The 26,690-nt window shown below is 44.9% G+C and carries 22 protein-coding genes; 20 read left to right on the forward strand and 2 right to left on the reverse strand.

Annotation, left to right across the window (positions count from 1 at the left end):
- The first annotated feature begins 118 nt into the window (after window positions 1-118).
- The 18 genes from dnaE (at window position 119) to IM792_RS08000 (ending at window position 22,256) form a co-directional block, all read left to right on the forward strand.
- Window positions 119-3,709, forward strand: a complete 3,591-nt coding sequence (gene dnaE / locus IM792_RS07915) for a DNA polymerase III subunit alpha (protein WP_194101285.1) — start codon at window positions 119-121, stop codon at window positions 3,707-3,709.
- A gap of 686 nt (window positions 3,710-4,395) precedes the next feature.
- A complete protein-coding gene (gene ubiE / locus IM792_RS07920) occupies window positions 4,396-5,127 on the forward strand; it encodes a bifunctional demethylmenaquinone methyltransferase/2-methoxy-6-polyprenyl-1,4-benzoquinol methylase UbiE (RefSeq protein ID WP_194101286.1) in 732 nt (243 codons plus the stop codon).
- Window positions 5,124-5,867, forward strand: coding sequence for an outer membrane beta-barrel protein (locus tag IM792_RS07925; RefSeq protein ID WP_194101287.1), 744 nt, complete (start codon window positions 5,124-5,126; stop codon window positions 5,865-5,867). Before ubiE ends, IM792_RS07925 begins: the two co-directional genes overlap by 4 nt.
- A 76-nt stretch (window positions 5,868-5,943) precedes the next feature.
- Window positions 5,944-6,708 (forward strand): SDR family oxidoreductase, encoded by a 765-nt coding sequence (locus IM792_RS07930; protein ID WP_194101288.1) that lies wholly within the window; start codon window positions 5,944-5,946, stop codon window positions 6,706-6,708.
- Between the two features lie 314 nt (window positions 6,709-7,022).
- Window positions 7,023-7,472, forward strand: a complete 450-nt coding sequence (locus IM792_RS07935; RefSeq protein WP_194101289.1) for a GatB/YqeY domain-containing protein — start codon at window positions 7,023-7,025, stop codon at window positions 7,470-7,472.
- Window positions 7,473-7,579: 107 nt separating this feature from the next.
- Window positions 7,580-8,341, forward strand: a complete 762-nt coding sequence (locus tag IM792_RS07940; RefSeq protein ID WP_194101290.1) for an alpha/beta hydrolase — start codon at window positions 7,580-7,582, stop codon at window positions 8,339-8,341.
- A 3-nt stretch (window positions 8,342-8,344) separates the two neighbouring features.
- The gene (locus IM792_RS07945) at window positions 8,345-9,007 is read left to right on the forward strand and encodes a CBS domain-containing protein (RefSeq protein WP_194101291.1); all 663 of its coding nucleotides are present in this window, start codon (window positions 8,345-8,347) and stop codon (window positions 9,005-9,007) included.
- Window positions 9,008-9,018: 11 nt separating this feature from the next.
- The gene (locus tag IM792_RS07950) at window positions 9,019-9,900 is read left to right on the forward strand and encodes an NAD kinase (RefSeq protein WP_194101292.1); all 882 of its coding nucleotides are present in this window, start codon (window positions 9,019-9,021) and stop codon (window positions 9,898-9,900) included.
- 9 nt (window positions 9,901-9,909) lie between these two features.
- Window positions 9,910-10,701, forward strand: a complete 792-nt coding sequence (locus IM792_RS07955) for a DUF6089 family protein (RefSeq protein ID WP_194101293.1) — start codon at window positions 9,910-9,912, stop codon at window positions 10,699-10,701.
- Window positions 10,702-10,793: 92 nt separating this feature from the next.
- Window positions 10,794-11,321 (forward strand): biopolymer transporter ExbD, encoded by a 528-nt coding sequence (locus IM792_RS07960; RefSeq protein WP_194101294.1) that lies wholly within the window; start codon window positions 10,794-10,796, stop codon window positions 11,319-11,321.
- Between the two features lie 217 nt (window positions 11,322-11,538).
- The gene (locus IM792_RS07965) at window positions 11,539-12,273 is read left to right on the forward strand and encodes an isoprenyl transferase (protein ID WP_194101295.1); all 735 of its coding nucleotides are present in this window, start codon (window positions 11,539-11,541) and stop codon (window positions 12,271-12,273) included.
- A 63-nt stretch (window positions 12,274-12,336) separates the two neighbouring features.
- Window positions 12,337-14,865: an outer membrane protein assembly factor BamA gene (gene bamA / locus IM792_RS07970; RefSeq protein ID WP_194101296.1), complete on the forward strand. Its 2,529-nt coding sequence runs from the start codon at window positions 12,337-12,339 to the stop codon at window positions 14,863-14,865.
- Window positions 14,866-14,880: 15 nt separating this feature from the next.
- The gene (locus IM792_RS07975) at window positions 14,881-15,411 is read left to right on the forward strand and encodes an OmpH family outer membrane protein (protein WP_194101297.1); all 531 of its coding nucleotides are present in this window, start codon (window positions 14,881-14,883) and stop codon (window positions 15,409-15,411) included.
- A 56-nt stretch (window positions 15,412-15,467) separates the two neighbouring features.
- The gene (locus IM792_RS07980) at window positions 15,468-15,977 is read left to right on the forward strand and encodes an OmpH family outer membrane protein (RefSeq protein WP_194101298.1); all 510 of its coding nucleotides are present in this window, start codon (window positions 15,468-15,470) and stop codon (window positions 15,975-15,977) included.
- Window positions 15,978-16,042: 65 nt separating this feature from the next.
- Window positions 16,043-16,873 (forward strand): glutamate racemase, encoded by an 831-nt coding sequence (gene murI, locus IM792_RS07985; protein ID WP_194101299.1) that lies wholly within the window; start codon window positions 16,043-16,045, stop codon window positions 16,871-16,873.
- Window positions 16,874-17,525: 652 nt separating this feature from the next.
- Window positions 17,526-18,713, forward strand: coding sequence for an aspartate aminotransferase family protein (locus IM792_RS07990; protein ID WP_194101300.1), 1,188 nt, complete (start codon window positions 17,526-17,528; stop codon window positions 18,711-18,713).
- Window positions 18,714-18,971: 258 nt separating this feature from the next.
- Window positions 18,972-21,248, forward strand: a complete 2,277-nt coding sequence (locus IM792_RS07995) for a glycosyltransferase family 4 protein (protein ID WP_194101301.1) — start codon at window positions 18,972-18,974, stop codon at window positions 21,246-21,248.
- Window positions 21,249-22,256: a glycosyltransferase family 4 protein gene (locus IM792_RS08000; protein WP_194101302.1), complete on the forward strand. Its 1,008-nt coding sequence runs from the start codon at window positions 21,249-21,251 to the stop codon at window positions 22,254-22,256.
- Here IM792_RS08000 and IM792_RS08005 read toward each other — a convergent pair.
- On the reverse strand, window positions 22,253-23,980 hold the full coding sequence (locus IM792_RS08005) for an amino acid permease (RefSeq protein ID WP_194101303.1): 1,728 nt from the start codon (window positions 23,978-23,980) through the stop codon (window positions 22,253-22,255). The two genes, IM792_RS08000 and IM792_RS08005, sit on opposite strands and share 4 nt — an antisense overlap.
- 84 nt (window positions 23,981-24,064) lie before the next feature.
- On the opposite strand from IM792_RS08005, the gene IM792_RS08010 reads away from it, so the two are divergent.
- On the forward strand, window positions 24,065-24,733 hold the full coding sequence (locus IM792_RS08010) for a phosphatase PAP2 family protein (protein ID WP_194101304.1): 669 nt from the start codon (window positions 24,065-24,067) through the stop codon (window positions 24,731-24,733).
- Here IM792_RS08010 and IM792_RS08015 read toward each other — a convergent pair.
- Window positions 24,730-25,104, reverse strand: coding sequence for a hypothetical protein (locus tag IM792_RS08015; protein ID WP_194101305.1), 375 nt, complete (start codon window positions 25,102-25,104; stop codon window positions 24,730-24,732). The genes IM792_RS08010 and IM792_RS08015 overlap by 4 nt on opposite strands.
- A 361-nt stretch (window positions 25,105-25,465) precedes the next feature.
- Between IM792_RS08015 and nuoH the strand changes: the two genes are divergently transcribed.
- Window positions 25,466-26,536, forward strand: a complete 1,071-nt coding sequence (gene nuoH / locus IM792_RS08020; protein ID WP_194101306.1) for an NADH-quinone oxidoreductase subunit NuoH — start codon at window positions 25,466-25,468, stop codon at window positions 26,534-26,536.
- The last annotated feature ends 154 nt before the right edge of the window (window positions 26,537-26,690 follow it).

A 26,690-nucleotide genomic window follows, 5' to 3' on the forward strand; every position in this document is an offset into this window, starting at 1 on the left:
ATAAAAGCAATTTTTGCCTGCGCAAATGCGGTCTTTTGTTTTTTCAACACTCGATGGGTAGAAGTTGTTTTTTAATAACTTTGTATTCTGCCTTTAAAATTGATTTGGAGTTGTTGCTATGCCCGATTTTTCTCACTTACACGTACATACCCAGTTTTCACTACTTGATGGTGCTGCCGATATAGGCAAGCTTTACAAAAAGGCTGCTGCCGATGGTATGAAAGCCCTCGCCATTACCGATCATGGTAACATGTTCGGTGTGTTCAAGTTTGTGGCGGAAGCAAGCAAGCACAACGTAAAGCCTATTGTAGGCTGCGAGTTTTACGTGGTTGAGGACAGGCATATTAAGCAATTTACCAAAGAGAAAAAGGACATAAGGCGCCACCAGTTACTGCTGGCCAAAAACCCGGAAGGATACCGTAATCTGGTCAAATTATGTTCGCTGGGTTACATGGAGGGCCTGTACAGTAAATGGCCGCGTATTGATAAGGAATTGATACTGAAATATCATAAAGGCCTTATTGCTACCAGCTGTTGCATAGGTGCATCGGTACCGCAGGAGATATTGAAGAATGGTGAGGAAGCCGGTGAGCGTGAGCTGAAATGGTGGTTGGATCTGTTTGGTGAGGACTTTTACATCGAGCTGCAACGCCATAACATACCCGAGCAGGAGATAGTGAACAACGCCCTGCTTAAGTTCGCTAAAAAGCATAACGTAAAAATAATCTGCTCAAATGATTCGCACTATGTGGATCAGCAGGACTCGAACGCGCACGATATTTTACTGTGTGTGAACACCGGCGATATGCAGAGCACGCCCATAGCTACAGACGAGGAGGGAGGCAAGGGCTACCGTTTCGGTTTCCCGAACGATCAGTTCTATTTTAAGACACAGGCCGAGATGGGCAAGCTGTTTCATGACCTGCCCGAATCATTAGATAATACCAACGAGATTGTTGACAAGATTGAAACGCTGAAACTAAAGCGCGATATCATGTTGCCCAACTTCGTTATCCCCGAAGAATTTAAGATACACAACACGCCCGATGCTGATACCCTGAACCAGTGGGAGTACCTGAAGCACCTTACCTTTATGGGTGCCAAGGAGCGTTATATTGATATTAGTCCGGAAGCTGAGGAGCGTATTAACTTTGAGCTGTTCACCATACGTACCATGGGTTTCGCGGGTTACTTCCTCATCGTGGCCGACTTTATTAAGGCCGGGCGCGATATGGGCGTATTCATTGGTCCGGGCCGTGGTTCGGCAGCGGGATCGGTGGTGGCATACTGTATCGGCATCACCAATATCGACCCGATAAAGTATAACCTCCTGTTCGAGAGGTTCCTGAACCCTGATCGTAAGTCAATGCCCGATATTGATACCGACTTTGACGACTCCGGCCGTCAGCGTGTTATTGATTACGTGGTTGATAAATATGGCAAGAACCAGGTAGCGCAAATCATTACCTACGGTTCAATGGCTGCCCGTACCAGTATACAGGACGTTGGCCGTGTGCTGGATATGCCTTTGGCCGATGTGAGCGCCCTTAAAAAGCTGGTACCCGAAACGTTGGGCATCACCCTGAAACAAGCTATTGAGCAGGTGCCCGAGCTGCAACTCATCTATAAATCAAACGATATAAAAGGTACCGTACTTCGCGAGGCCGAAAAGCTGGAGGGCTCGGTACGTAATACGGGTGTGCATGCCGCGGGTATCATCATCGCCCCGGATGACCTGACCAATATTGTACCCGTTGCCACCGCCAAGGACTCCGACCTGTTGGTTACCCAGTTTGACGGGCGCGTAATTGAGGATGCGGGCGTAATCAAGATGGACTTTTTGGGTCTTAAAACCTTAACCATTATTAAGGATGCCCTGCGCCTCATTAAGCAAAATCACGGTGTTGAGATAGATATTGACTATATACCGCTTACCGACCTTACTACTTTTGAACTTTACCAGCGTGGCGATACCAACGGTACGTTCCAGTTTGAAAGTGACGGTATGCAAATGTACCTGCGCGATCTTAAGCCCGATAAGTTTGAGGATTTGATAGCCATGAATGCCCTGTATCGCCCGGGGCCGATAGAGTACATCCCCAACTTCATCAAGCGTAAGCATGGCCAGGAGCCGATTACTTACGATTTGCCCGAGATGGAAGAATACCTGGCCGAAACCTATGGTATTACCGTTTACCAGGAGCAGGTGATGCTTTTGTCGCAAAAGTTGGGTGGCTTTACCAAAGGTGACGCCGACGTTTTGCGTAAGGCAATGGGTAAAAAGCAGATAGAGGTATTGAATAAAATGGAAGCGCAGTTTATGGATGGGGCTATGGCCAAAGGTCACCCTAAAGATAAACTGACCAAGATATGGAACGATTGGAAGGCCTTTGCGCAATACGCGTTCAATAAATCGCACTCTACCTGTTATGCCTTTGTGGCCTACCAAACGGCTTACCTGAAAGCGCATTACCCGTCAGAATACATGGCCGCGGTATTGAACAACCAGAACAGTATCGATAAGATTTCCTTTTTTATGGAGGAGTGCCGCCGCATGGGGGTGGTTGTTTTGGGGCCGGATATTAACGAGTCAGAGATGTCGTTCGCGGCAAACAGGAAAGGGGAGGTGCGTTTCGGTTTGGCCGGTGTTAAGGGCGTGGGCGAAAAGGCCGTTGAAAGTATTATTGAAGAACGTATGGCCAACGGGCCGTATGAGTCTGTTTACGATTTTGCCCGCCGCTCGAACGTGCGCAGTGTTAACCGTAAATCCTACGAGAACCTGGTTTATGGCGGTGGTTTTGATGCCTTTGGCTATAACCGGTCGCAATTCTTTACTAAAACGGAGAATGGGTTGCTAACAGGAGTTGAGCGTTTGATCAAGTACGCTAACGATTATCAGAATACGCAAAACAGCTCGCAGGCATCACTGTTCGGCGGGTCGGTAGCCTCATATATCCCCGAGCCACCAATGCCCGAGGCTGATGAGTATGGGCTGATAGAAAAACTGAAATACGAACGTGAGGTAATCGGTATATATCTTACCGGTCACCCGTTGGATAACTATAAGCTGGAGCTCGAAAAATTCTGCAACACCAATGTGTCCGACCTGAAAACGATGCAAAAGGCACGCTCAGGTGAGGGCGGCGAAGATATAATGCAAGCCTTCGCGCAGTTGCGTAAACGCGGCGAAATATGCATCGGCGGTTTGATGACATCGGTACAGCACAAAACCACTAAAACCGGTAAGCCATTCGGTACCTTTGTGCTGGAGGATTATAATGATTCGTACGAGTTTGCCTTGTTTGGTGAAGATTATGTAAAGTTCCGCAACCTGCTGGTTGATGGTTTCTTTATGCACATCAAGGGTAACATCGAAGAGAAATTCAGACAAAAAGATAACTGGGATCTGCGCATCACGGTAATGAGCCTGCTCTCCGAAATGCGCGACAACCGCAGCAAATCCATCGAGGTGCCGCTAAGTCTGCACGATATTAACGGACAAATGATCCACGCGCTGCTCGGCATCATTCAACAAAACAACGAGAAATATCCCGTACAAAACTGCGGCCTGCGCATCACCATCAAAGATTTTGAGGACGACCTCATCACCGGCGGCACATCAAAGGTATTCAAAGTAAACCCCAGCGATGACCTGATGGAGGAGATATTCAACCTAACAAGGGTGCAGCCGGTGTTGCATACTAAGTAAGTTGGTGCTGTAGTTTTTTGCGGTTGTTGAAATAAACAGCGCAGCTGATAATACCCGTGATTATTATCACGATGGTATTAATTATAACCATGAGAAACGCCAAGGACATTGGCCCGGTGCCGCAGCGAAATTTATCGGATGGTTCTCCAATATAACTCATATTGCTTGTTACCAAATTGAGGGCAATAATGTACAAAACAACACCCGCCAAAAATATAGCTGCTGTTATACTTCCAACAGAAAATCTTATGCGATTTTTTGTCCGCCTTGCTGACAGTACTAATTGTACAATAGGGGCTGTAAAATAAAGTATTAAGGAAGTTGTGAATAAGACCAATTCCATGCGATAATGGTTTTACTATTAATACTATTGTATTAAATAGGTAACCCTATTTAATATTAAAGCGATGGGTTTATCTCGGTTAAACCCCTCTTAAATCCTCCCCGAGGGAAAGGGTTTTCTCTTATACTATTAAAATTTTGTCATTTCGACGGAGGAGAAATCTGTACACGTTTACTAATCTGGCGATAGATTTCTCCTCGTACCTCGTTCGAAATGACAAAAGTTTTTTAAATCCTCCCCCTCGGGGAGGATTTAGGAGGGGTTCGCAAATCATATAAAAATCAAGAAAAGCTAAAGCAACGGCATTTAATCAACTAATACCTATCTTTACCGCCCACAGGCCATGAGCAAAGTAGTTACTCCATACCAAAACGAGCAGGTTACCAAAAAAGAGCAGGTAGCCGATATGTTTAACAACATATCAAAAACATACGATTTTCTGAACCATTTTATGTCGCTGGGTATTGATATCATCTGGCGTAAAAAGGCTATTAATGAACTTAAGCACGATAAGCCTCAGCATATATTGGATGTTGCCACCGGCACCGGCGATTTTGCCTTTGAAGCCTTATCTATATTAAAGCCCGAAAAAATTACCGGCGTTGATATTTCAAGGGGTATGCTTGATATTGCCGAGCAAAAGATAGCGAAGCGTAATCTGGGGCATAAGTTTTCGGTAAAACTGGGCGATTCGGAGAAGTTGCCTTTTGGCGATACCGAGTTCGATGCCGTTACGGTGGCTTATGGTGTACGTAACTTCGAGAACCTGGAAGCAGGCATGGCCGATATTTTCAGGGTATTGAAACCGGGTGGTAAGGTAGTGGTGCTGGAGTTCTCTAAACCACGCACATTCCCGATAAAGCAGCTTTACAATTTTTATTTTAAATACATTACCCCGGGTATAGGTAAACTATTCTCAAAGGATGCGAGGGCGTACTCGTATCTGCCCGAATCGGTTGCCGCTTTTCCGGATGGAAAGAATTTTACCGCCGTTATGGACAAAGTAGGTTTTAAGAATACCAAAAACCGCGCTTTAACGTTTGGTATCTGTTCAATTTACACAGGCGTTAAATGATAAAAACCTTTTACACAGCGTTTATATTTATTTTTTGCTTTACCGGATTGGCTTTTGGCCAACGCCCGCCCGCATGGGGTGGCGGCGCCGATCTGAACGATTTTAGTTTTGGCTTTTCATTCAGCTACATCAGCAGCTACCTCAAAATTAATAAACAGCCCGATTGGACGGTTCCTTTTAATGATCCGGAAACCGGGATGCCTTTAACCGGTAACTTAACCAGTGTTAGCTCGCCTAATTCGCCGGGTTTCGCGGTGGGTTTTTTGGCACGATACAGCCTGACCGATCATCTTGAAGCACGGGTAACACCATCCATTGTATTTGCCGACCGTAAACTGATCTACACCTACGATTCGCCCGACCCGGAAACCCAGGTTGTAGAAAAGCAGATAAACACCACAGGCTTTGATATTCCGCTGCAATTAAAATTAAAGTCGGATCGTATTGGCGATCTGCGTGGTTACCTGATAGGCGGCGTTAAGCTGAGCCAATCGTTAGGGCGCAAAAACCCGGATGCTGATAGAGGACTGCTCGAAAAAATGGTTAAGATACAACGTTTCTATGCCTCTTACGAAGTGGGTTTGGGTTGCGATATCTATTTTGAATTCTTCAAATTATCCCCCGAAATAAAAATATCCAACTCCTTTGGCAATGTGCTGGTGCCCGAAAATCACCCGGCTACATATCCGCTCAGCGGCCTGGGTATGCACACGGTACAGTTCAGTTTGTACTTTGAATAATACCATATCATTACCCTAAAGCGACATATTGTTACTTTGAAAAACATAATTTCGCTGCCGATAGTTATACATACTTATGGCAAAAATTGCATTAATAACAGGGGCTACCGCCGGCATTGGCGAAGCGTGTGCCCATGTATTTGCCCGAGAGGGATATAATCTGATACTTACCGGTCGCCGCCGGGATAGGCTTGAAACCCTGGCATCGGCAATAAACACACAATATAATGTAGAGGTGGCTACCGCCGCGTTTGATATCCGCAACCGCCAGGCCGTGATCGACAATCTGGAGAATCTGCCGGCCGAATGGAAAAAGGTGGATGTACTGATCAACAACGCAGGCCTTAGTCAGGGGCTTGACCCATTGCAGGATGGTAACCCCGATGATTGGGATACCATGATAGATACCAATATTAAAGGTTTGTTGTATGCCAGTAAGGTGGTATCAAACTGGATGATCGCTAACGGATTTGGCCACATCATCAATCTGGGCTCAATTGCCGGTAAAGAGGTTTACCCGAATGGTAATGTATATTGTGCCACCAAGCACGCTGTTGACGCGCTTAATAAAGGTATGCGCCTCGACTTATTGCCGCACGGCATCAAAGTAACGGCTGTTCATCCCGGCGCGGTTGAAACGGAGTTTTCTGAAGTACGCTTTAAGGGCGATAAGGATCGGGCCAAAAAAGTTTACGAGGGCTTTGAACCACTGGTAGCGCAGGATATTGCCGAAACCATCTGGTTCGCGGCATCGCGCCCCGCGCATGTAAATATTAATGAACTTACCGTAATGCCAACCGCGCAAGCAGGTGCTACGAGTATTTATAGGAAGAATGTGTAGATGAGTTTGATGTGCGGATGAGTTTGATGTGCAGATGTGCTAATGTGCAGATATGCAAATGAATTTGATGTGCGAATGTGCAGATGTGCAAATGAATTTGATGTGCGAATGTGCAGATATGCAGATGAGAAGATGAATCAATAAATCGATAATTCACTAATCCAATAATTAAGAATAGTGTAAATTCAATAAATCACTAATTCATTAACTCAATAATTAAACACAATCAATAACTCAATAATTCAGTAAATCAATAATTGATTAGCTTTGCAGCTTAAATCCGAAATTGAAAATTCGAAATCCGAAATAAAGAAATGTCATTATCAACCCAAATAGATCAGGATATTAAACAAGCCATGCTGGCAAAGGATGCCGACAAGCTGCGTGGCCTGCGTGCTATAAAGTCAGCATTATTATTAGCTAAAACCGAAAAGGGCGCTGCCGAAGAAGTAAGTGAAGAAGCGGAGATCAAGGTACTGCAAAAGCTGATCAAGCAACGTAAGGAGTCGGCTGATATTTATAAGGCGCAAAACCGTGAGGATTTGTACGAGATAGAGGCTGCGGAGATGACCGTGATTGAGGCTTACCTGCCAAAGCAAATGGACAGGGCCGAATTAGAGGCTTATTTAAAGGATGTAATTACCCGTGTTGGCGCAACATCTGTTAAGGATATGGGCAAGGTTATGGGCACCGCCAACAAGGAGCTGGCAGGCAAAGCCGATGGCAAAACAATATCTGAAGTAATTAAACAGATTTTAGGATAATTATTGCCCGCTATTGCAACTACACGGCAATAAACTATTTTTACAGCATAATAACAGCAAGATTAACTAAACTTGCAATTATAATTAATTGATCAGGCAGTATATATATGAAGTTCGCACTTAAACAGGAAAAAGATTTTAACTATATTGAAGAGGGCGAAGGCGAGGTACTGCTAATGTTACATGGTTTAATGGGAGCCCTTAGTAACTGGGAAGATGTTATTGAGGAGTTTAAATCTCAATACCGTGTAATTATACCTGTTTTGCCTATTTACGATCTGCCCCTGCTTACCACCGGTGTTAAAACCCTGAGTAAGTATGTGCATAAGTTTGTTAAACATAAGGGGCTAACCAACTTTACCGTTTTAGGTAACTCGTTAGGTGGCCACGTATCGTTAATATATGTACTGTCGCACCCCGAATATGTTAAGGCGATGGTGCTTTCAGGCAGTTCGGGTTTGTACGAGAACGCTTTTGGCGGTTCGTTTCCGCGCCGCGAGAGCTACGATTTTGTGAAGGAAAAGGTAGAATTCACCTTTTACGACCCAAAAACGGCTACAAAAGAATTGGTTGACGATGTTTTTCAAACAATAAATGATCGTAACCGCGTTATCAGAATACTGGCCATGGCAAAATCAGCCATCAGGCATAACATGGCTAAGGATCTGCATAAGATAACCGTGCCGGTAGGTTTGCTTTGGGGCAAGAATGATAAGATAACCCCGCCGGAAGTAGCCGAGGAATTTAACCAGCTGCTGCCGAATGCGGAGTTGCACTGGATAGACGAATGCGGCCATGCCCCGATGATGGAGCAGCCGGAGAGATTTAACATACTGCTGAGGCAGTTTTTGGATAAACTAAAAAAGTAAAACATGTTTGCGATTGACCTGATCGGGAATGCCATACCACCACTCCACACGTCTGACACGGTGCAGAAAGTGATGGACAGGATGGCCGAGTTCAAGGTCAGTCACCTGCCTGTTGTTAACGAGGAGCAGTTTCTGGGTCTTATATCTGAGGATGACCTGATAGAAGAACCTGATTACGAAACACAGATAGGTTCGCTATCGCTATCGCTGGTAAACCCGTATGTATTTACTGATCAGCATATATATGATGTGATCAGGATGTTCCATGAACTAAAGCTCAGTGTGGTACCCGTGCTCGATAAAAAGAACAATTACCAGGGTGTGGTATCCATTAACAGCATGAACGAGTACTTTGCTGAGCTTACATCGGTATCGGTACCCGGCGGCATTATTGTATTGGAGATCAGTAATCGTAACAACTCGCTGGCGCACATGGCACAAATAATAGAGTCGGACAACGCGCAGGTGCTGAGCTCATACATCCGCACCTTTCCCGATTCAACCCGCATGGAAGTAACCCTCAAGATAAATAAGCTGGATATATCAAACATAGCCGCTACTTTTTTAAGGTATAATTATGATATAAAGGCCACCTTTAATCATCACAATCAAAACGATAATTCAATGGAGCGCTATGATTCGCTGATGAATTATCTCAATCTATAATTCCCCCGCAAATGAAAATAGCAGTATACGGCAGGCCATTTAGTGATAATGAGGTGCTGCCCTTTATACAGCAGGTGTTTGATAACCTACAGCAACACGGGGTTGAAATATATGTGCACAGCCGCCTGCACGAGTATCTGCAAGATAAGATAACCAAAGTTGATTACACTGTACTTGCCGAGGGCCAACCATTTAAAGGGTTGATCGACATATTTTTGAGCCTTGGCGGCGATGGTACCATGCTTGATACCGTTACCCTGATACGCGACAGCGGCATCCCGGTTATAGGCATCAACTTTGGCAGGCTGGGCTTTTTGGCCAGTATTAATAAAAGCGATATAGCGGCAGCCATACATGCCGTAGTTAATAAACAATATACGCTTGATAAGCGGGCGCTGCTCCGCATCGACTCGGAAGTTAAGCTGTTTGGTGAAGATAACTTCGCGCTGAACGAGATCACGATACATAAGCGCGATGATTCGGCCATGATCACCACCCATGCCTTTCTGGATGGTAACTTCCTGAACTCGTACTGGTGTGATGGTATTATCGTGTCGACAGCTACAGGTTCAACCGCTTATTCGCTGAGCTGCGGCGGGCCTATCATCTTCCCGGAGTCAAATACCGTGGTGCTGACGCCTATCTCTCCGCATAACCTTAACGTAAGGCCGGCCGTACTGCCCGATTGCTGCACACTATCGTTTGATGTGGAAACCCGTAGTGCCAATTACCTTATATCGTGCGATTCGCGCATTGCCGTGCTCGATCAGCCGGTACGCATTAATGTAAGTAAGGCCGATTTTCAGCTTAATCTCATCAGGCTGAATAATGAAAACTACTTATCAACGTTAAGACATAAGTTGTTGTGGGGCCTCGATACCCGTAATTATTAGCCTTACCGGATGCAAAAATATTTACTTACACTATTAATTCTTTTTACCACCATAACGCTCAAAGCCCAAACCTGGGAAGTAGGCGGAGGTATAGGCGGTGCCGGTTACATGGGCGATCTGAATCAGCATAACCCTGTACAAATAAGCGGGCTTGCCGGTAACCTGTTTTTTAAGCGCAACTTTGATGGCTATTTGTCGGCAAAACTACAGTTTACTTATGGTAAGATAGGCGCTGCCGATAGTACATCAGGCAACCGCCAGCAACGCGACCGTAACCTGAGCTTTAGCAACCGCATAATGGAAACCAGCCTGATAGGCGAGTTCAATTTTATGCATTATATCCCTGATGCCGGTAAAAACGTGTTCACCCCGTTTGTATTTGCCGGTATAGGTTTAGCGAGCCATGCCCCCCGTACCGAGCTTAACGGCAGGCAAATAGGTTTACGAGCCTTACGTACCGAAGGGCAGCAAGATCAATACGCTGGCACCGTACTATCAGTACCCTATGGTGCAGGTGTAAAGTATAACATAGGCGGTAAATGGACGCTGATAGCCGACTTAGGTTACCGTTGGGCTAATACCGATTACCTGGATGATGTTAGCGGTGTATATGCTGATAAATCAGCCCTGCCTAATCAAACATCGGTTTTATTATCGGATCGTACGGGCGAACGAACCGGAACATACACAGGCACGGCAGGTACGCAACGTGGCGATTTCCGGAAGCGCGATACCTATCTGTTCCTAAATCTCTCAATATCATTTACTTTCGTTACAGAGAAATGTTATTATCAAAATTGATTTTATAAAAGAATAAAATTTTATAAAATACATATAATAAAAAATATAATTTGGCGTAATAGATATATTACATATCTAAACTATTATTTATTATGGCCGAATTAAACACATCTGCCGCCGGATCAGGCAGAAAACCAACCCGCAAACGCGCATCAACCCGTGTAGATCTGACAGCTATGGTTGACCTTGCTTTTCTTTTGATCACCTTTTTTATGCTCACCACCACGTTGAGCAAGCCCAAAATGATGCCGATAATTATGCCGGATAAAAATGGGGATGTTGTGGACGGGGTATCAGAAAACCGCACACTGACAGTATGCCTGGGTAAGGATAACAAGGCACTTTGGTATTTGGGGCGTGCAGAGCAAACCATACTTAAACCTACCGTAGCGGGTTATGGCAAAAACGGCGTTCGCAAAGCTTTGCTGGATGCAAGGGCTTATGTGAAAAAGAACTACGGCAAAACCCTGATGGTAATTGTAAAACCTGCCGATAGCTCCAAGTACGAAAACCTGGTGAACACCATTGATGAGCTGGATATAACGCAGGTACCGGCATACGCCATTGCCGATATCGCCCCGCATGATATTGAGCTTTTAAAGCAAAAGGGTATATATTAACAAGATGAACTTAACCATACAGCCGGGCCCGCAAGCCCGGCTTTTTTGTTGAAAAAAAGCTTATTTTTTCTTTTATGCCGTCATACTAAAAAAATACAAAGTAAGTTTTACCTTTGTAGCCTGAAAAAACAGGCTTATTTTAAATAATTTAAATAGCTGAGCGCTTACTTATTACAATTGCGGCGCCCATTAATTACCGCTATTTAACACGGCAGGAATGAAAGACCAGATCGATTTGTTGAAATTGCCCGCGCATATTGCCATTATTATGGATGGTAACGGCCGCTGGGCAAAAACCAAGGGGAAACTCCGGGTATTTGGCCATCATAACGGTGTACTTGCCGTACGGGATGTAGTTGAGGGATCGTGCGAGTTGGGCTTAAAGTATTTAACGCTTTACGCTTTCTCGGCCGAGAACTGGAACCGCCCCAAACTGGAGGTAATGGCCCTGATGGAGCTTATGGTAAGCACCATTAATAAGGAGATAAGTACCTTTATGGATAACAACGTGCGCCTTAACGCCATTGGCGATCTAAGCATGTTGCCTGCCCGTAACCACCGCGAGCTTACCAAGGCTATGGATAAAACCGCGGGTAACACCGGCCTGGTACTTACCCTGGCATTAAGCTACAGCTCACGTAACGAGATGGTGCATGCCGTTAAAAGCATTGCCGAGAAGGTTAAAAGCGGTGAGCTTGACCCTGCCGATATTACCGAGCAAACATTTGCCGATAATTTATATACCCATAATATGCCCGATCCTGAACTGATGATCAGGACAAGCGGCGAACACCGTATAAGCAATTACCTGCTTTGGCAAATGGCTTATACCGAGCTGTATTTCACTCAAAAATTATGGCCCGATTTCAGGCGTGAAGATTTGTTTGAGGCTATACTTAACTACCAGCAGCGCGAGCGCCGTTTTGGTATGACAAGCGAGCAGCTTAACTAAATTTTTACTTTTAACACTATTTAACAACTGTTTAAATTATTTTTAGCCCACTAAAATATCCGAATGTATAAATATATAGTTGCTGTATTTTCTTTGCTGATAAGCTCTGTAACCGCTATGGCGCAGGTACCTACCGAGTCGGCGGATAGCTTGAATTATCTTAACCCAAAAGAGTATATTGTTGGTGGTGTAACCGTTACCGGCGCTAAAAACCTCGATAAGGAAGTTCTCCTTACCATATCAAAACTAAACAAAGGCGACAGGCTCATTTTGCCCGGCGAAGCAAACGCCCGTGTAGTTAAAGACATGTTTGCCCAGGGATTGTTTGATGATGTTCAACTTAATATCACCAAAGTAAATATGGATACCGTATACCTTGAAATTGCCGTGGTTGAAAGGCCGCGTTTATCAAGGTTAAAAATTACCGGTATTAAAAAGGGCGAGATTGAGGATGTTACTAAAAAACTGAACGACAAGACAGGTAAAATAGTAAACCAAAATCTTATCAATACTACAACAGGTATCATCAAACGCCACTTTAACGAGAAAGGCTTTTTGTTTACCGAGGTTAAGATGGACCCGCAGCCCGATCCTGGCGACTCAAGCTCAGTAATATTGAACGTAAAGGTTGACAAAAAAACCAAGATCAAGGTACACAGTATTGACTTTGACGGCAACCAGGCATTTACTGATAAAAAGCTGCGTAAGTTTTTAAAGAACACCCGTACCAAAAAATGGTATAACATATTCGGTTCAAAAAAATTCAAGGATGACAAGTATCTGGAAGATAAGCAAACGCTTATTGAAAAGATGCAGGCCGAAGGTTATCGCGATGCGCAGATAGTTGATGATACTGTTGCCAAGCATGATGAGCGTACCGTTGACGTAAAGATAAAAGTATACGAAGGCCCTAAATATTACTTCGGTAACATCAAATGGTCGGGCAATGCAAAGTATACCTCGGAGTTTTTGAACAGGATATTGCGCATTAAAAAAGGCGATATATTTAGCGAGGAGGAGCTGACCAAAAGGTTATCAGGCCCTACGCCGAGCAATGATGATATATCAACCCTTTACCTTGATGATGGATATTTGACCTATAATGCCGATCCGGTACAGGTGCGTATCTACAACGATACCATCGATCTGGACATCCGTGTATACGAAGGCCCGCAATACACCATTAACCGTGTATTGGTTAAGGGTAATGATGTAACTAACGATAAGGTTGTACGCCGTGAGATACGTACCAAACCCGGTCAAAAATTCAATAAAACCTTGTTAATTCGTAGTACCCGTGAGCTTTCGCAACTGGGTAGTTTTGACGAGCAGAAAACCGAACCACGCCCAACCAACATTAACCCGGCGGAGGGTACGGTAGATATTGTTTACAACGTGGTTGAAAAACCTTCAGACCAGATCGAGCTATCCGGTGGTTTTGGTGGTGGCCAGCTGGTGGGTACCTTGGGCTTATCGTTCAACAACTTCTCGCTGCGCAACCTGTTCAACCTAAAAGCTTACAGGCCGCTGCCAAAAGGCGACGGACAAAGGCTGAGCATACGTGGCCAGTCGAGCGGTCGTACTTATCAAAACTTCTCGTTCACGTTCTCTGAGCCTTGGCTGGGTGGTAAAAAACCAATCTTCTTCAGCTTATCGGCTTATACACAAGGTAGCTCAACAGGGCAGTACTATCCAAAATCAAGCCCTTACTACAATAAATTACGTATCAATGGTATTGGTGTAACCCTGGGTAAACGTTTAAACTGGCCTGATAACTACTTCCAGTTAAACTATTCGGTTAACTTTGACCATTACTTCCTTGATAACTACTCAGCGTACCTGTTCCGTAACGGTACCTCATACAACATTAAATTTACTCAGGAGTTAAGCCGTAACTCGTTAGATGCGCCTATCTACCCAACATCGGGTTCAAACATCAGGTTCACGGTACAGGCTACGCCGCCATACTCGTTGTTTAACAATACCAACTACGCTATTGCCACACCAGAGGAGCGTTACAAATTTGTGGAATACCATAAATGGAAGTTTGACGCGCAATGGTTCCAGCGTATTACCGGTAAACTGGTATTGATGTCGCAGGCACGTTTCGGTTTCCTGGGGTCGTATAACTCACAGGTTGGTCCTTCACCGTTCGAGCGCTTTAAGTTAGGTGGTGATGGTATGCAAACCTATCAATTCCTGCAAGGTAGCGAGATCATCGGTATGCGTGGTTATCAAAACTTCTCGATAGTGCCGGTAGGTTCGCAATATACTGCTAATGATAACCCGGGTAACGCTATCTATAACAAGTACACCCTTGAGCTTCGTCACCCGGTTATCGCGAGCCAATCAGCAACCATATTCCTGCTGGCATTTGCCGAAGGTGGTAACACATGGGATAATTTTAGCCGCTTTAATCCGTTTAACGTTAGACGGTCGGTTGGTATGGGCGCGAGGATATTTTTACCTATCTTTGGCTTGCTTGGTTTGGATTACGGTTATGGGTTCGACCAGATACCTGGCCAGCCTGACGCGGGTAAAGGACAATTCCACTTCTCTATATCACAGAGCTTACAGGGTGGATTTAATTAATTGTGTAATTATTTTATGAAGAAGATAATTTTTACAGCCTTATTAACGTTTTCAGCATGTTTAGGTGCATTTGCACAAAGGTTTGCTTTTGTTGACTCTGATTATATTTTGAAACATATACCGGAGTATTCATCGGCACAAAAACAACTGAGCGCGCAATCACAGCAATGGCAAAAAGAGGCTGATGCTAAGTTTCAGGAGATTGACCGCTTGTACAAAGCCTACCAGGCCGACCAGGTTTTGATGACCCCTGAGATGAAGAAACGCCGCGAGGCCGAAATTGTAGGCAAGGAGAAAGCCGCTAAGGATTTTCAACGCCTTAAGTTTGGCCCTGATGGTGAATTGACACAAAAAAGCAATACGCTGATTAAACCAATTCAGGATAAGGTGTCAAAAGCGGTACAGGCAGTGGCCGAAAGCGAAAACCTTGATATGATATTTGACAAGAACAGCGAGGTAATGATGTTATATGCCAACCCACGCTATGATAAGAGCGCGGCGGTAATAACCCGTTTAGGATTAAAACCAGGAACATTTGCCCAATAAATTTATATTTTATAAAATAGCGAACTATTTATATTAAACACACACAGAACGAAAAAATGAAAAGATTATTTAAAGTTGCTTTGGTTGCGGTATGTATGTTATTTGTGGGGACGTATGCAAAAGCACAAAAGATCGCGCACATTAATTTTAACCAGCTGATTGAGCAAATGCCTGAAACCAAAACTATCAGGACACAAATGGAAGCTTACCAAAAAACTTTTGTTGACACTTACACTACTATGGGTAATGAGTTTCAAACTAAAGCACAAGCTTACGAGAAAGATAAAGCTACAATGAACGATGCTACCCGTTCAGCTAAAGAAACTGAATTGCAGGATCTGCAAAAACGTATTCAGGATTTCCAAAAGGATGCGCAAGGTAAAGTTGAAGCTAAAAGCAACGAGTTAACCAGACCATTATTTACAAAAGCACGCGCTTCAATAAGCAAAGTTGCTAAAGCTAAAGGTTATACTTACGTGTTAGATTCATCACAAACTGAACTTTTAGTATCTCCGGATGCTGATGACCTGTTAGCTTCAGTAAAAGCTGACTTAGGTTTGAAATAAGAAATTAACAAGATAATGAAACTGAAAGCGCCCGCATTAACGGGCGCTTTTTTTATTTTTGCAAAGTGTCAGCAACAAAACCTATAGGCATATTTGATTCGGGCTACGGTGGCTTAACCGTGTTTCGATCCATTGCCGATCAGCTACCTCAGTATGATTATATTTATTTGGGAGATAACGGTCGCTCACCTTACGGTAACCGATCGTTCAAAACCATACATGAGTATACGTGGGAGTGCGTGCAATGGCTTTTTAAGCAGGATTGTCCGCTGATTATACTGGCATGCAATACCGCATCGGCAAAGGCCCTGCGCACCATACAGCAGCAGGATATGCCTGGTAAGTATGATGATAAACGTGTGCTTGGCGTTATACGCCCCACAGCCGAGGTAATAGGCAACTATACCCAAACCGGCGAAATAGGTGTGTTGGGCACAAAGGGCACGGTACAATCACAATCGTACCTGTTAGAGATAGAGAAGTTTTTTCCGCAGCTAACCGTTCACCAGCAGGCCTGCCCCATGTGGGTGCCGTTGATTGAAACAGGAGAATATGAAAAACCCGGTGCCGATTATTTTGTAAAGGAGTACCTGGATGCCATACAAGCGCAGTCCACCAATATTGACACGCTTTTATTAGCATGTACCCATTACCCGCTATTGCAGGACAAGATAAAGGCTCACCTGCCCGACACCATTAAGGTAGTCGCCCAAGGCGATATAGTAGCCACCAGCCTTGCCGACTACCTGCAACGCCATCCCGAAATTGAAGGGCAGCTAACCAAGGCCAGCACTAAACAGTTCTACACCACATCCGACGATACCACCGACTTTGACCACCATGCCTCCGCCTTTTTCGGCGAGCCTGTTGTAGCGGAGTATGTATCGGTGAAGTAACCCCTCCTAAATCCTCCCCGGGGGGAGGACATTGGAAATCGCAATGACGCGTTTTTTATTCCAATTTGTCATTTCGACGGAGGAGAAATCTGTACACGTTCATTAGTAAAGCGGAAGATTTCTCCTCGTACCTCGTCGAAATGACAAAAAGAAGTATTAACTAATGCGGGGTGGCCTGGCAGAAAACCGGGCCAGGGAGTATGGCCTGTGGGTGGAAGGTTTTTTCTGCCTTGATGTTTGGTTACTTTCGCACCAAGGGAATTAACTGGGCTCTGCGCCCAAGAGCAGACTGACGATTGTAAAAGCACAACCTCTAAAATAAAGTACAAATTCTAAATAAAGCAAAGTTCATTACCTGTCCTCAATTTCTTTTGAGCGACCAAAAGAAACAAAAGTCGCCGGCTACGCCCTGCCCGGTGAAAGTTTGTGCTTTGGCAGGGCTTGTGCTACTCCGGGCATTTCTGATGCCGGTAGAATTGGTTATTTACGGTTTGTACTTTTATTCTATGCTTATTTATCCCTCCAAACCCAATATCTTTGCACAAAAATCAATAATTCAATAATTCAAAACTCTCCACTCATACCTCCAAACCCAATATCTTTGCACCAATCAATAATTCAATAACTCAATAATTCAAAACTCTCCCCCCTCATGCCCACCCTACGTCAGCTATTTTTATCGCACAATGCACAAACTACTGATTTTCCGCTGTTGTTGGAGTTTGAGCGTGCCGAGGGTTTGTATATGTATAATGCGGAGGGCAAGGCGTATATGGATCTGATATCGGGCATTGGCGTTAGCAGCATCGGGCACAGGCATCCGCGGGTGGTTGAGGCTATAAAAGATCAGGTTGATAAATACATGCACCTGATGGTTTACGGCGAGTATGTTCAAACCCCGCAAGTACGCTTTGCCGAGAAGCTGGTATCCATATTGCCTGATCATTTGCAGTCGGTATACTTTGTAAATTCAGGTGCCGAGGCTGCGGAGGGCGCGCTGAAACTGGCCAAGCGCCATACTGGTCGCACGCAGATCATCGCCTGCAAAAACTCTTACCATGGCAGTACACACGGCGCGTTGAGCATTATGGGTAGCGATGAGTTTAAGCGTGGCTACGGTCCCTTGTTGCCTGATGTTGATTTTATTGAGTTTGATAACCTGGCCGATCTGCAACAGATAACGGATAAAACCGCCTGCGTAATTGTTGAAACCATACAGGGCGAGGCGGGCATACGTGTGCCCGAAATACAATATATGCAGGCCCTGCGACACCGTTGCGACAAAACCGGAACACTGCTTATACTGGATGAGATACAGGCAGGCATGGGGCGTACGGGCAAACTGTTCGCGTTTCAGCATTATGGTATTGAGCCGGATATTTTGCTGCTGGCCAAGGCGCTGGGTGGCGGTATGCCGATAGGCGCTTTCATATCATCGAACCAAATAATGGGCGCCTTAAAGGATAACCCGATACTGGGGCATATCACCACGTTTGGGGGGCACCCGGTAAGCTGCGCCGCGGGCCTGGCTGGGCTCGAAGCCCTGCTTGATGAAAACCTGACCGAACAGGTTGCCGAAAAAGAGCGGTTGTTTAAGGAGTTACTGGTTCATCCGGCTATAAAAGAGGTTCGGGGTAAAGGATTGATGCTGGCTGCCGAGTTTGAGGATTTCGACCTGAATAAAAAAATAATCGACCGCTGTATAGAAAATGGTATAATTACCGATTGGTTTTTGCATTGTTCTAACTCCATGCGCATCGCTCCGCCTTTGATCATCAGTCATGCCGAGATCAAAAAAGCGTGTGCTATAATACTTGAGGCTGTTGAATATTATAGCTAAGTAGTTCACGCACATATCACTTTTCATAATTCATTCTTACGGCAGCCCCTTCAGCTGCTTGTTGGCTATTTGAGTTTTAATTAAAACGAGTGTGTTTTGGTACGCTTTGTGCAACATAGCTTGTGCTGATGCCCTATGATAGATTTATAGCCTTTAAACGCATCTTTTTGACGATTCCGTGTCCTTTTTTTAAGCCGTTCGCGTAGACACATTGTATCATTAGCACATTCAACTAAAAATTAAAATCAACATATACCAATGAAGATCGCCTACATATCAACCTATCCGCCGAGAGAATGCGGGATAGCTACATTCAACCAAAACCTGATGCGCGCCATAAATGCTAACTTTTCGGAACGCAAAAAGCCCTCGGACGGTGGTTATGTAGTTGCCCTGAATGACTCGGGTGATCTGGAAGAATATGAGTACCCCGAGGAGGTAAAATATGTAGTGCGCCAAAATAATCAAAAGGATTACATCCGTGCCGCCAACTATATCAACACCAGCACGGTTGATGCCTGTATATTGGAGCATGAGTTCGGTATTTTTGGCGGAGAAAGTGGAATCTATATTTTACCGCTCATCAATCGTTTGGAGAAACCGTTGATCTCGATATTACATACTGTACTAAAAGAACCCAGCTATGTGCAGCGCATCATCATCCGCGAGATAGCCGAGCAATCATCAAAGGTTGTGGTGATGAGCCAGCGCGCGGTAGAGTTTCTTACATCGATATATGATATTCCGGAAGAAAAGATACAGATCATTGAACACGGTGTGCCTGATCTGGAAGCACCCGCAGAAAATCCGGTAAAGTCGCTTTCTTCATTTAAAAACCACCGGGTGTTGCTCACCTTTGGTTTGTTAAGCCGCAATAAGGGTTTGGAAACGGTTATCAAAGCCTTACCGAAAATTGTAGAAAAGCACCCTGATGTGATGTATGTTATTTTAGGTAACACGCACCCCGGCGTACTTAAAAACTCAGGCGAGGAATACCGCGATTCTTTAAAAAGCCTTGCCGCTCAATTGGGCGTTTCAAAAAACCTGGCGTTCATCAATAAGTTCGTATCTGAGGAGGAATTGATCAATTACCTTACCGCCTGCGAGGTGTATGTAACGCCATATTTAAACGAGGCACAGATCACCAGCGGTACATTATCATACGCTGTTGGTTCGGGTGCGGCGGTGGTATCAACACCATACTGGCACGCGCAGGAATTGCTTGACCATAACCGTGGCCGTTTGTTCGATTTTAAAAATTCAGAAGCCCTTGCCGATATTGTGAACGAACTGCTTGATAACAGCATTGTATTGAATGAGCTGAAAACAAACGCTTATCAATATGGCCTGCACTTGCGTTACCCCGTTATTGGTGCCGAATTTATTAAGGTAGCGCAGGAATCATGCATGAGCCATGACTTTAGCGACAAGATACTTAAGAACAGCATTGTTGACCCCGAGATATTGCCAAAATTCAGCTTAACACATGTTTTGCGCTTAACGGATGATACCGGTATTGTTCAACACGCTAAATATGGCATTCCTAACTTAAAGGAAGGTTATTGTTTGGATGATAATGCCCGCGCGCTCATTATGGCGCTGATGGCTTATCAGCGTAATAAAAGCGAAGAGGCCTTTGAGTTATTGCCGATATACTTGAGCTACATTCACTACATGCAAACTGATGATGGCAACTTCCGCAACTTTTTGAGTTTCGACAGGAGGTATCTGGATGAGATTGGTTCTGAGGATTCATTCGGTCGTACCGTTTGGGCTTTGGGTCATTTAATAGGCTGCGCGGCCAGCAACTCGTATCGTGAGTTCGCGCTCGAAATATTCCAGAAATCATACCCGCATTTTCGTGCCCTTAAATATTTGCGTGGAATGGCCAATACCATTATCGGCATCAGCCTCTACCTGCAAGCAGTACCTGCCGACGAAGGTATGATGCAGGAACTGGTAAGGCTAACACAACCATTGGTTGACGCGTTCAACAATACCGCAAGCGACGATTGGCAATGGTTTGAGGAAGGCATGACGTATGATAACGCCATCCTGCCATTAGCACTGCTACACTCATGCGAGATTACCGGTAATGAGGAAGTACGTGTAGTAGCCATGAAAGCCATGTCGTTCCTGGATAAACTGACTTTATCTAATGGATATTTAAGCCCTGTGGGTAACGATGGATGGTACTACCGTGGTGGCACCTTCCCTACTTACGATCAGCAGGCTATTGAAACCATGGCCATGGTATTAATGCACTTCCAGGCCTACAAAATATTCCGCACGCCGGAGTATATCGAAAAAATGTTCCTGAGCTATAAATGGTTCCTGGGCGAAAATACGTTGCGCGCACCGCTTTACGACCATGAAACCAAAGGCTGCTGCGATGGCTTACTGCCAACGGGCATTAACCGTAATCAGGGTGCCGAAAGTACATTGGCTTACCTGATATCGCACCTTACTGTATTGAAAGCCTTTGAGCTGGAGTACGAGTACAACAAGTTTGGCCACAGCGTACAGATCTGCTAAATGAAGGTAGCGGTATTAGCACCCGTAGCCTGGCGCACACCGCCCAGGCATTACGGGCCGTGGGAGCAGGTAGCATCAAACATTGCCGAGGGCTTGATAAAGCTGGGCGTTGATGTTACCCTTTTTGCCACGGGCGATTCAATTACTGCCGGTAAACTGGAAGCGATATGCGAGCAAGGCTATGAGGAAGACCGCGGCCAGGATGCCAAGGTTTTAGAGTGCCTGCACATTAGCAACCTGATGGAAAAGGCAAGTGAGTTCGATTTGATCCATAACAACTTTGACTTTTTGCCGCTTACCTATTCGGGGTTGATCAAAACACCATTGATCACTACCATACATGGTTTTTCATCGGAGAAGATAATCCCGGTTTATAAAAAATATAATTCGAGGGGGCATTATGTGTCCATCAGTAATTCAGATCGAAGCGCCGAACTGGATTACCTGGCCACGGTTTACAACGGATTGGATGTAAAGGATTTCGCTTTCAACGCCGAACCTGAAGATTACCTGCTTTATTTTGGCCGCATACATCACCATAAAGGCACTGCCGAATCTATTGAGATAGCCAGGCGTAGCGGCAAACGTTTGCTGATAGCTGGCATTATTCAGGATGAGGGCTATTACCGCGAAAAGGTTGAACCACATCTTGATGATCAGATACAATACATTGGTCATGCCGGGCCGGATAAACGAAAGGAGTTATTAGGCAAGGCATCAGCTTTGCTGCACCCCATAAACTTTGATGAACCGTTTGGCATGAGTGTAGCCGAATCCATGCTTTGTGGTACACCGGTTATCGCATTCAATCGTGGCTCGATGCCGGAGTTAATAAAACATGAGCAAACAGGTTACCTTGTAAATAACGTTGACGAAGCCATAAAGGCCGTTAGTCTGCTACCCAACATTAAAAGGAATGAATGCTACCAATGGGCAGCCTCACAGTTCTCGTGCGATAAAATGGTTGGCGATTACTATAAACTATACCGGCAGATACTGGGCGCTTAAAGTGTTTTATTATCCGGCAGTTCAATTGGATTTTTCCCCAACGCGCTGTTTTTATAGCTGTAGGTAAAGTAGATCACCAAACCGATAACCAGCCAGGCCAAAAAGCGCAGCCAGTTGATATAGCCAAGCTCGGTCATGAGGTAAAGGCAACTTAACAAACCCAGTACCGGTATTAGCGACAGGTTTTTAATAAATGATACTACAGCTATACCCGCGCTTACAATAATGAACAATATCAGCGGGAAACGCTCGTGCACGTTCTCGCCCGAAAGTAATTCAAATACTGGTTTGTGAAAGCCAATAACCGCACCAATAAACAAGGCAGGTACAATAAACTTACCATTGATGTAAGGTAGCTTAAAGCGCCCTTGTACAGCAGCCTCTTTAGGTAAAAGCAACACACCACCGCAAACCAATACAAAGGCGAACAGTGTGCCGATGCTGGTTAGGTCGGTAACCTCGGTAAGGTTCATGAATAGGGCTGGTATGGCCACAACAAAACCGGTAACTATAGTAGCGAATGATGGTGTTTTGAATTTAGGGTGAATGCGTGAAAATACCTTTGGCAACAAACCGTCACGACTCATGCTCATCCAAATACGAGGCTGCCCTAACTGGAATATCAGCAATACGCTGGCGGTAGCAATAACCGCGCTTACCGAAATTACATAGCTTATTTTAGGCAAGCCTACCTTAGCGAATACAAACGCCAATGGGTCGCCTACCTGCAAATCTTTATAGCTCACCATACCCGTTAATACCAGGGCGATCAGCACGTATAAAACAGTACAAATAATTAGCGAATAGATCATACCACGAGGCAGATCGCGCTGCGGGTTCTCGCATTCTTCGGCTGTGGTCGATATGGCATCGAACCCGATATAAGCAAAGAAGACACCCGATACCCCCTTCATCACACCACCAAAGCCGTTAGGCATAAATGGGTCCCAATTGGCTGGCGTAACGTAAAAGAAGCCTAACAATATAACGGCTATCACTACAGCAATCTTTAACATCACCATAGCATTGGTTGCTTTTTTAGTTTCGCGTATACCGATGTATACCAGGTAGGTTATGGCTACTACAATAAGCAGTGCCGGTATGTTGGCTATCAGCTTAAAATTACCTGCACCCGGCGCGTTGGCGAAGGCCGCGGCAGCATGGCGCATTTTGTCGGTTATATCGGCAATGTGGCCTCCGGCTGTAAGTTGTTCAATGTCCTCGTGCGCTTTAAGGGCGGTATAATAATCCATGGTGAGATATGCCGGGATGTGGATATGAAAACCCTCCAGCAAATTCACAAAATAGGTACTCCATGATATGGCCACGGCAATGTTACCAATGGCATATTCCATTAATAAATCCCAACCTATTATCCAGGCCACCAGTTCGCCAAACGAAGCATAGGCATAGGTATAGGCACTGCCCGCAACCGGTATGCGCGAGGCAAACTCGGCATAGCATAATGCCGAAAAACCGCAGGTAATGGCTGTAATAACAAAAAGGATACTTACCCCCGGCCCGCCATGAAAAGAGGCTTCGCCAATGGTACTGAAAATACCGGCGCCAATTACGGCGGCAATACCCATCAGGGTCAGATCCTTTACTTTAAGTGCTTTGGTGAGGTGGGTTGCGCCGCCTGAATGCTCGCTGTCGCTGAAACCGCTTTCAACATCGGCTAAAATTTTTGAAACGGATTTTCTACGAAATATACTTTTCGACATTTATTAAATGCTTTTATGAGGCCAATCAACCCCAAACATAACCATTTTTTTGCATAGCACCTGTATAAGGTTTAATTTGCACCCATGAATATAGGAATAAAAGATGTGCTGCGACGTATTGATATTTTTTTTGTCCTGTATCTGTTATTTTTAGTCATCTGTTTGAGTCTTAAATTCATTTACTCGCGCGAGGAGATCTATTTCGCGGTAAATTCCCAGTATAACGAGGCTGCCGATCTGTTCTTTCGTTTCTACACCAACATTGGCGATGGGCTTTTCACCATCGCGATAGCTGTTGTGCTGGTATTGTTCGTAAGTTACCGAAAGGCCTTTTTGTTGGCGACAAGCTATGCCGTATCATCAATTATAGCCCAGATATTAAAGTTCGCGTTTGATGCCCCCCGCCCCAAACTATACTTTGCCGAACGTTTACAGGGTATACACTTTGTTAAAGATGTACATATTTACCTGGTGCATAGCTTCCCTTCGGGGCATTCGGTTACGGCATTTTCAACGGCTGTAGTACTTACCTATTTTTCGCGACAAAAGGCCTGGGGTGTTGTGCTTTTTGTTTTGGCGGTATTCGCGGGTTACTCGCGCATGTACCTCAGCGAGCATTTTTTTGAGGATGTGGTAGCAGGTTCGGTAACGGGGGTAATAACCACTGTTTTATGGCTGAGCTTTATTGATAACAAGCAATTTTTGCATGCCCCTAAATGGCAGAACGCGTTACTTAAAAAGCAGGCCGCCTAAATATCATCACCATCACGGGTAAGGGGTGTTTCGCCCTGTAAAAAGATGGCGCTTTTTATCTCGTCTATTGTGTAATCCCAACTAATGGTATTGTTCTCGCCGCTTTCAATACCCGAACAGGTAAAGCTATAATTCACCCTGAACCTGCACCTGAATGATCCCGACAAACCATCAGCAGCAGGCTTCACCAACTCAACACTAAACGCCTTAACCTCCGGACTGGTACCCATACCCCAATGGTAACGCTCTAACCGGTTACACATCAGCGCGTGGTTTTCTTTGATAGATAGCAGTTTATTGAGGAATTGCTCAACGTGAACATGGTTATCAGGGATAGTAATGGTTAGGGGGAATTCTAATGTTTCGGGCACGGGGTAAAGGTAGTAAATCCACTATCGTAAAAGGATACTAAAAACGCGACATTGCGAGGTACGAAGCAATCCTCGAACGATTTTCGACCGTTTTGTCATGATGAGCTTTTCGAAGCACTCGCCGCTTAATTCACAACTCGTTAGCCCTTCGACAAGCTCAGGGTGACATGGCCTAAGCTATTTTATCTTAACATTTGTATATCCCAATCATCCAACGCAAATCCCAAATTCAACATCCGAAATTCAAGATCAAAAAACCCTCTCCCGAATTCATAAATCAAAATCCTATTATAATCTACCAAATACATAGAATATTTACGGCGCATTTGCTAAGTTTGCAGCCAAGTGATTTTTTTGGACGTTGAGTAATTACCTAATATATTTTCTTGTAGCTGTCGGACTATTCGCCTTTGCCGCCCTGTTCGCGCTGTTCGGGGTATATGCCGAGCGTAAAATATCGGCTTATATACAGGATAGGCTGGGCCCTACAGAAACCGGAAAATTCGGTACCCTGCAAACCTTTGCCGATATATTAAAGATGATCCAAAAGGAGCTCATCATCCCTGCCAAGGCCGATAAATGGCTGTTTGTGCTGGCTCCGGTAATCATTTTTGTAGCCGTTTATATGGGCTTTGCCGCGCTACCCTGGGGGCCGGGTTTGGTGCCATCAAAAATTAACATAGGCCTCTATTATGTGTTCGCCATTATCTCGATAGAAACATTGGGTATATTGATGGCGGGCTGGGGCTCAAACAATAAATACTCCATATTGGGCGCTATGCGTTCGGCCGCGCAGATAATCTCGTACGAGATACCGGCGGGCTTCGCCATCATATCGGCGGTAATGATAGCCCAATCGCTAGATCTGCAAGTTATAGCCACCCAGCAAGGTGTAGCATCGGCAGAAACGGTTAAGTTTTTGGGTTTTTGGGATGTTACCAACATTGGCGGCATTTTGAGTTGGAACATTTTTAGGGCACCACATTTAATTGTGGCGTTCGTTATATACTTTATAGCATCGCTGGCCGAAGCGAACCGTGCCCCGTTCGATATCCCGGAAGCGGAATCAGAGCTGGTAGCCGGTTTTCACACCGAGTATTCGGGCTTGGGTTTCGCCTTTGTTTTTTTGGCCGAGTATTCGATGATGTTCCTGGTATCAATGATAGGCGTTGTACTATTTTTAGGTGCCTGGAATACGCCACTGCCCAACATTGCAGGGTTAAGGTTAGCCGACTGGACAACCGGCATATTCTGGGGTATATTTTGGGTAGCCATAAAAAGCCTGGCACTGGTTGGCGTACAAATGTGGATACGCTGGACGCTACCCCGCCTGCGCGTGGATCAGCTGATGAACCTGTGCTGGAAGGTACTTACCCCACTGGCTTTTGCCTGTATACTAATATCAGGCGTATGGCGGTTGTGGTTGATGTAGTTTTGTGAGCGGGGAGTAGTGATTGGTGAGGTGGGGGGTAGAGATCAGTGGTTAGAGGTTGGTGATTTGTGGTTAGAGATTAGATTAGTATTTAGTGTTTAGGATTTAGATTTTAGTGTTTAGAATTTAGATTTTAGTATTTAGAAATTAGCAC

It is taken from the genome of Mucilaginibacter sp. JRF, from assembly GCF_015223065.1.
Classification (GTDB): domain Bacteria; phylum Bacteroidota; class Bacteroidia; order Sphingobacteriales; family Sphingobacteriaceae; genus Mucilaginibacter.

What these genes read in the sequence shown, in the direction of transcription:
- dnaE (WP_194101285.1), top strand. Translation starts at nt 119, where the DNA reads ATGCCCGATTTTTCTCACTTACACGTACATACCCAGTTTTCACTACTT.
- ubiE (WP_194101286.1), top strand. Translation starts at nt 4,396, where the DNA reads ATGAGCAAAGTAGTTACTCCATACCAAAACGAGCAGGTTACCAAAAAA.
- IM792_RS07925 (WP_194101287.1), top strand. Translation starts at nt 5,124, where the DNA reads ATGATAAAAACCTTTTACACAGCGTTTATATTTATTTTTTGCTTTACC.
- IM792_RS07930 (WP_194101288.1), top strand. Translation starts at nt 5,944, where the DNA reads ATGGCAAAAATTGCATTAATAACAGGGGCTACCGCCGGCATTGGCGAA.
- IM792_RS07935 (WP_194101289.1), top strand. Translation starts at nt 7,023, where the DNA reads ATGTCATTATCAACCCAAATAGATCAGGATATTAAACAAGCCATGCTG.
- IM792_RS07940 (WP_194101290.1), top strand. Translation starts at nt 7,580, where the DNA reads ATGAAGTTCGCACTTAAACAGGAAAAAGATTTTAACTATATTGAAGAG.
- IM792_RS07945 (WP_194101291.1), top strand. Translation starts at nt 8,345, where the DNA reads ATGTTTGCGATTGACCTGATCGGGAATGCCATACCACCACTCCACACG.
- IM792_RS07950 (WP_194101292.1), top strand. Translation starts at nt 9,019, where the DNA reads ATGAAAATAGCAGTATACGGCAGGCCATTTAGTGATAATGAGGTGCTG.
- IM792_RS07955 (WP_194101293.1), top strand. Translation starts at nt 9,910, where the DNA reads ATGCAAAAATATTTACTTACACTATTAATTCTTTTTACCACCATAACG.
- IM792_RS07960 (WP_194101294.1), top strand. Translation starts at nt 10,794, where the DNA reads ATGGCCGAATTAAACACATCTGCCGCCGGATCAGGCAGAAAACCAACC.
- IM792_RS07965 (WP_194101295.1), top strand. Translation starts at nt 11,539, where the DNA reads ATGAAAGACCAGATCGATTTGTTGAAATTGCCCGCGCATATTGCCATT.
- bamA (WP_194101296.1), top strand. Translation starts at nt 12,337, where the DNA reads ATGTATAAATATATAGTTGCTGTATTTTCTTTGCTGATAAGCTCTGTA.
- IM792_RS07975 (WP_194101297.1), top strand. Translation starts at nt 14,881, where the DNA reads ATGAAGAAGATAATTTTTACAGCCTTATTAACGTTTTCAGCATGTTTA.
- IM792_RS07980 (WP_194101298.1), top strand. Translation starts at nt 15,468, where the DNA reads ATGAAAAGATTATTTAAAGTTGCTTTGGTTGCGGTATGTATGTTATTT.
- IM792_RS07990 (WP_194101300.1), top strand. Translation starts at nt 17,526, where the DNA reads ATGCCCACCCTACGTCAGCTATTTTTATCGCACAATGCACAAACTACT.
- IM792_RS07995 (WP_194101301.1), top strand. Translation starts at nt 18,972, where the DNA reads ATGAAGATCGCCTACATATCAACCTATCCGCCGAGAGAATGCGGGATA.
- IM792_RS08000 (WP_194101302.1), top strand. Translation starts at nt 21,249, where the DNA reads ATGAAGGTAGCGGTATTAGCACCCGTAGCCTGGCGCACACCGCCCAGG.
- IM792_RS08005 (WP_194101303.1), bottom strand. Translation starts at nt 23,980, where the DNA reads ATGTCGAAAAGTATATTTCGTAGAAAATCCGTTTCAAAAATTTTAGCC.
- IM792_RS08010 (WP_194101304.1), top strand. Translation starts at nt 24,065, where the DNA reads ATGAATATAGGAATAAAAGATGTGCTGCGACGTATTGATATTTTTTTT.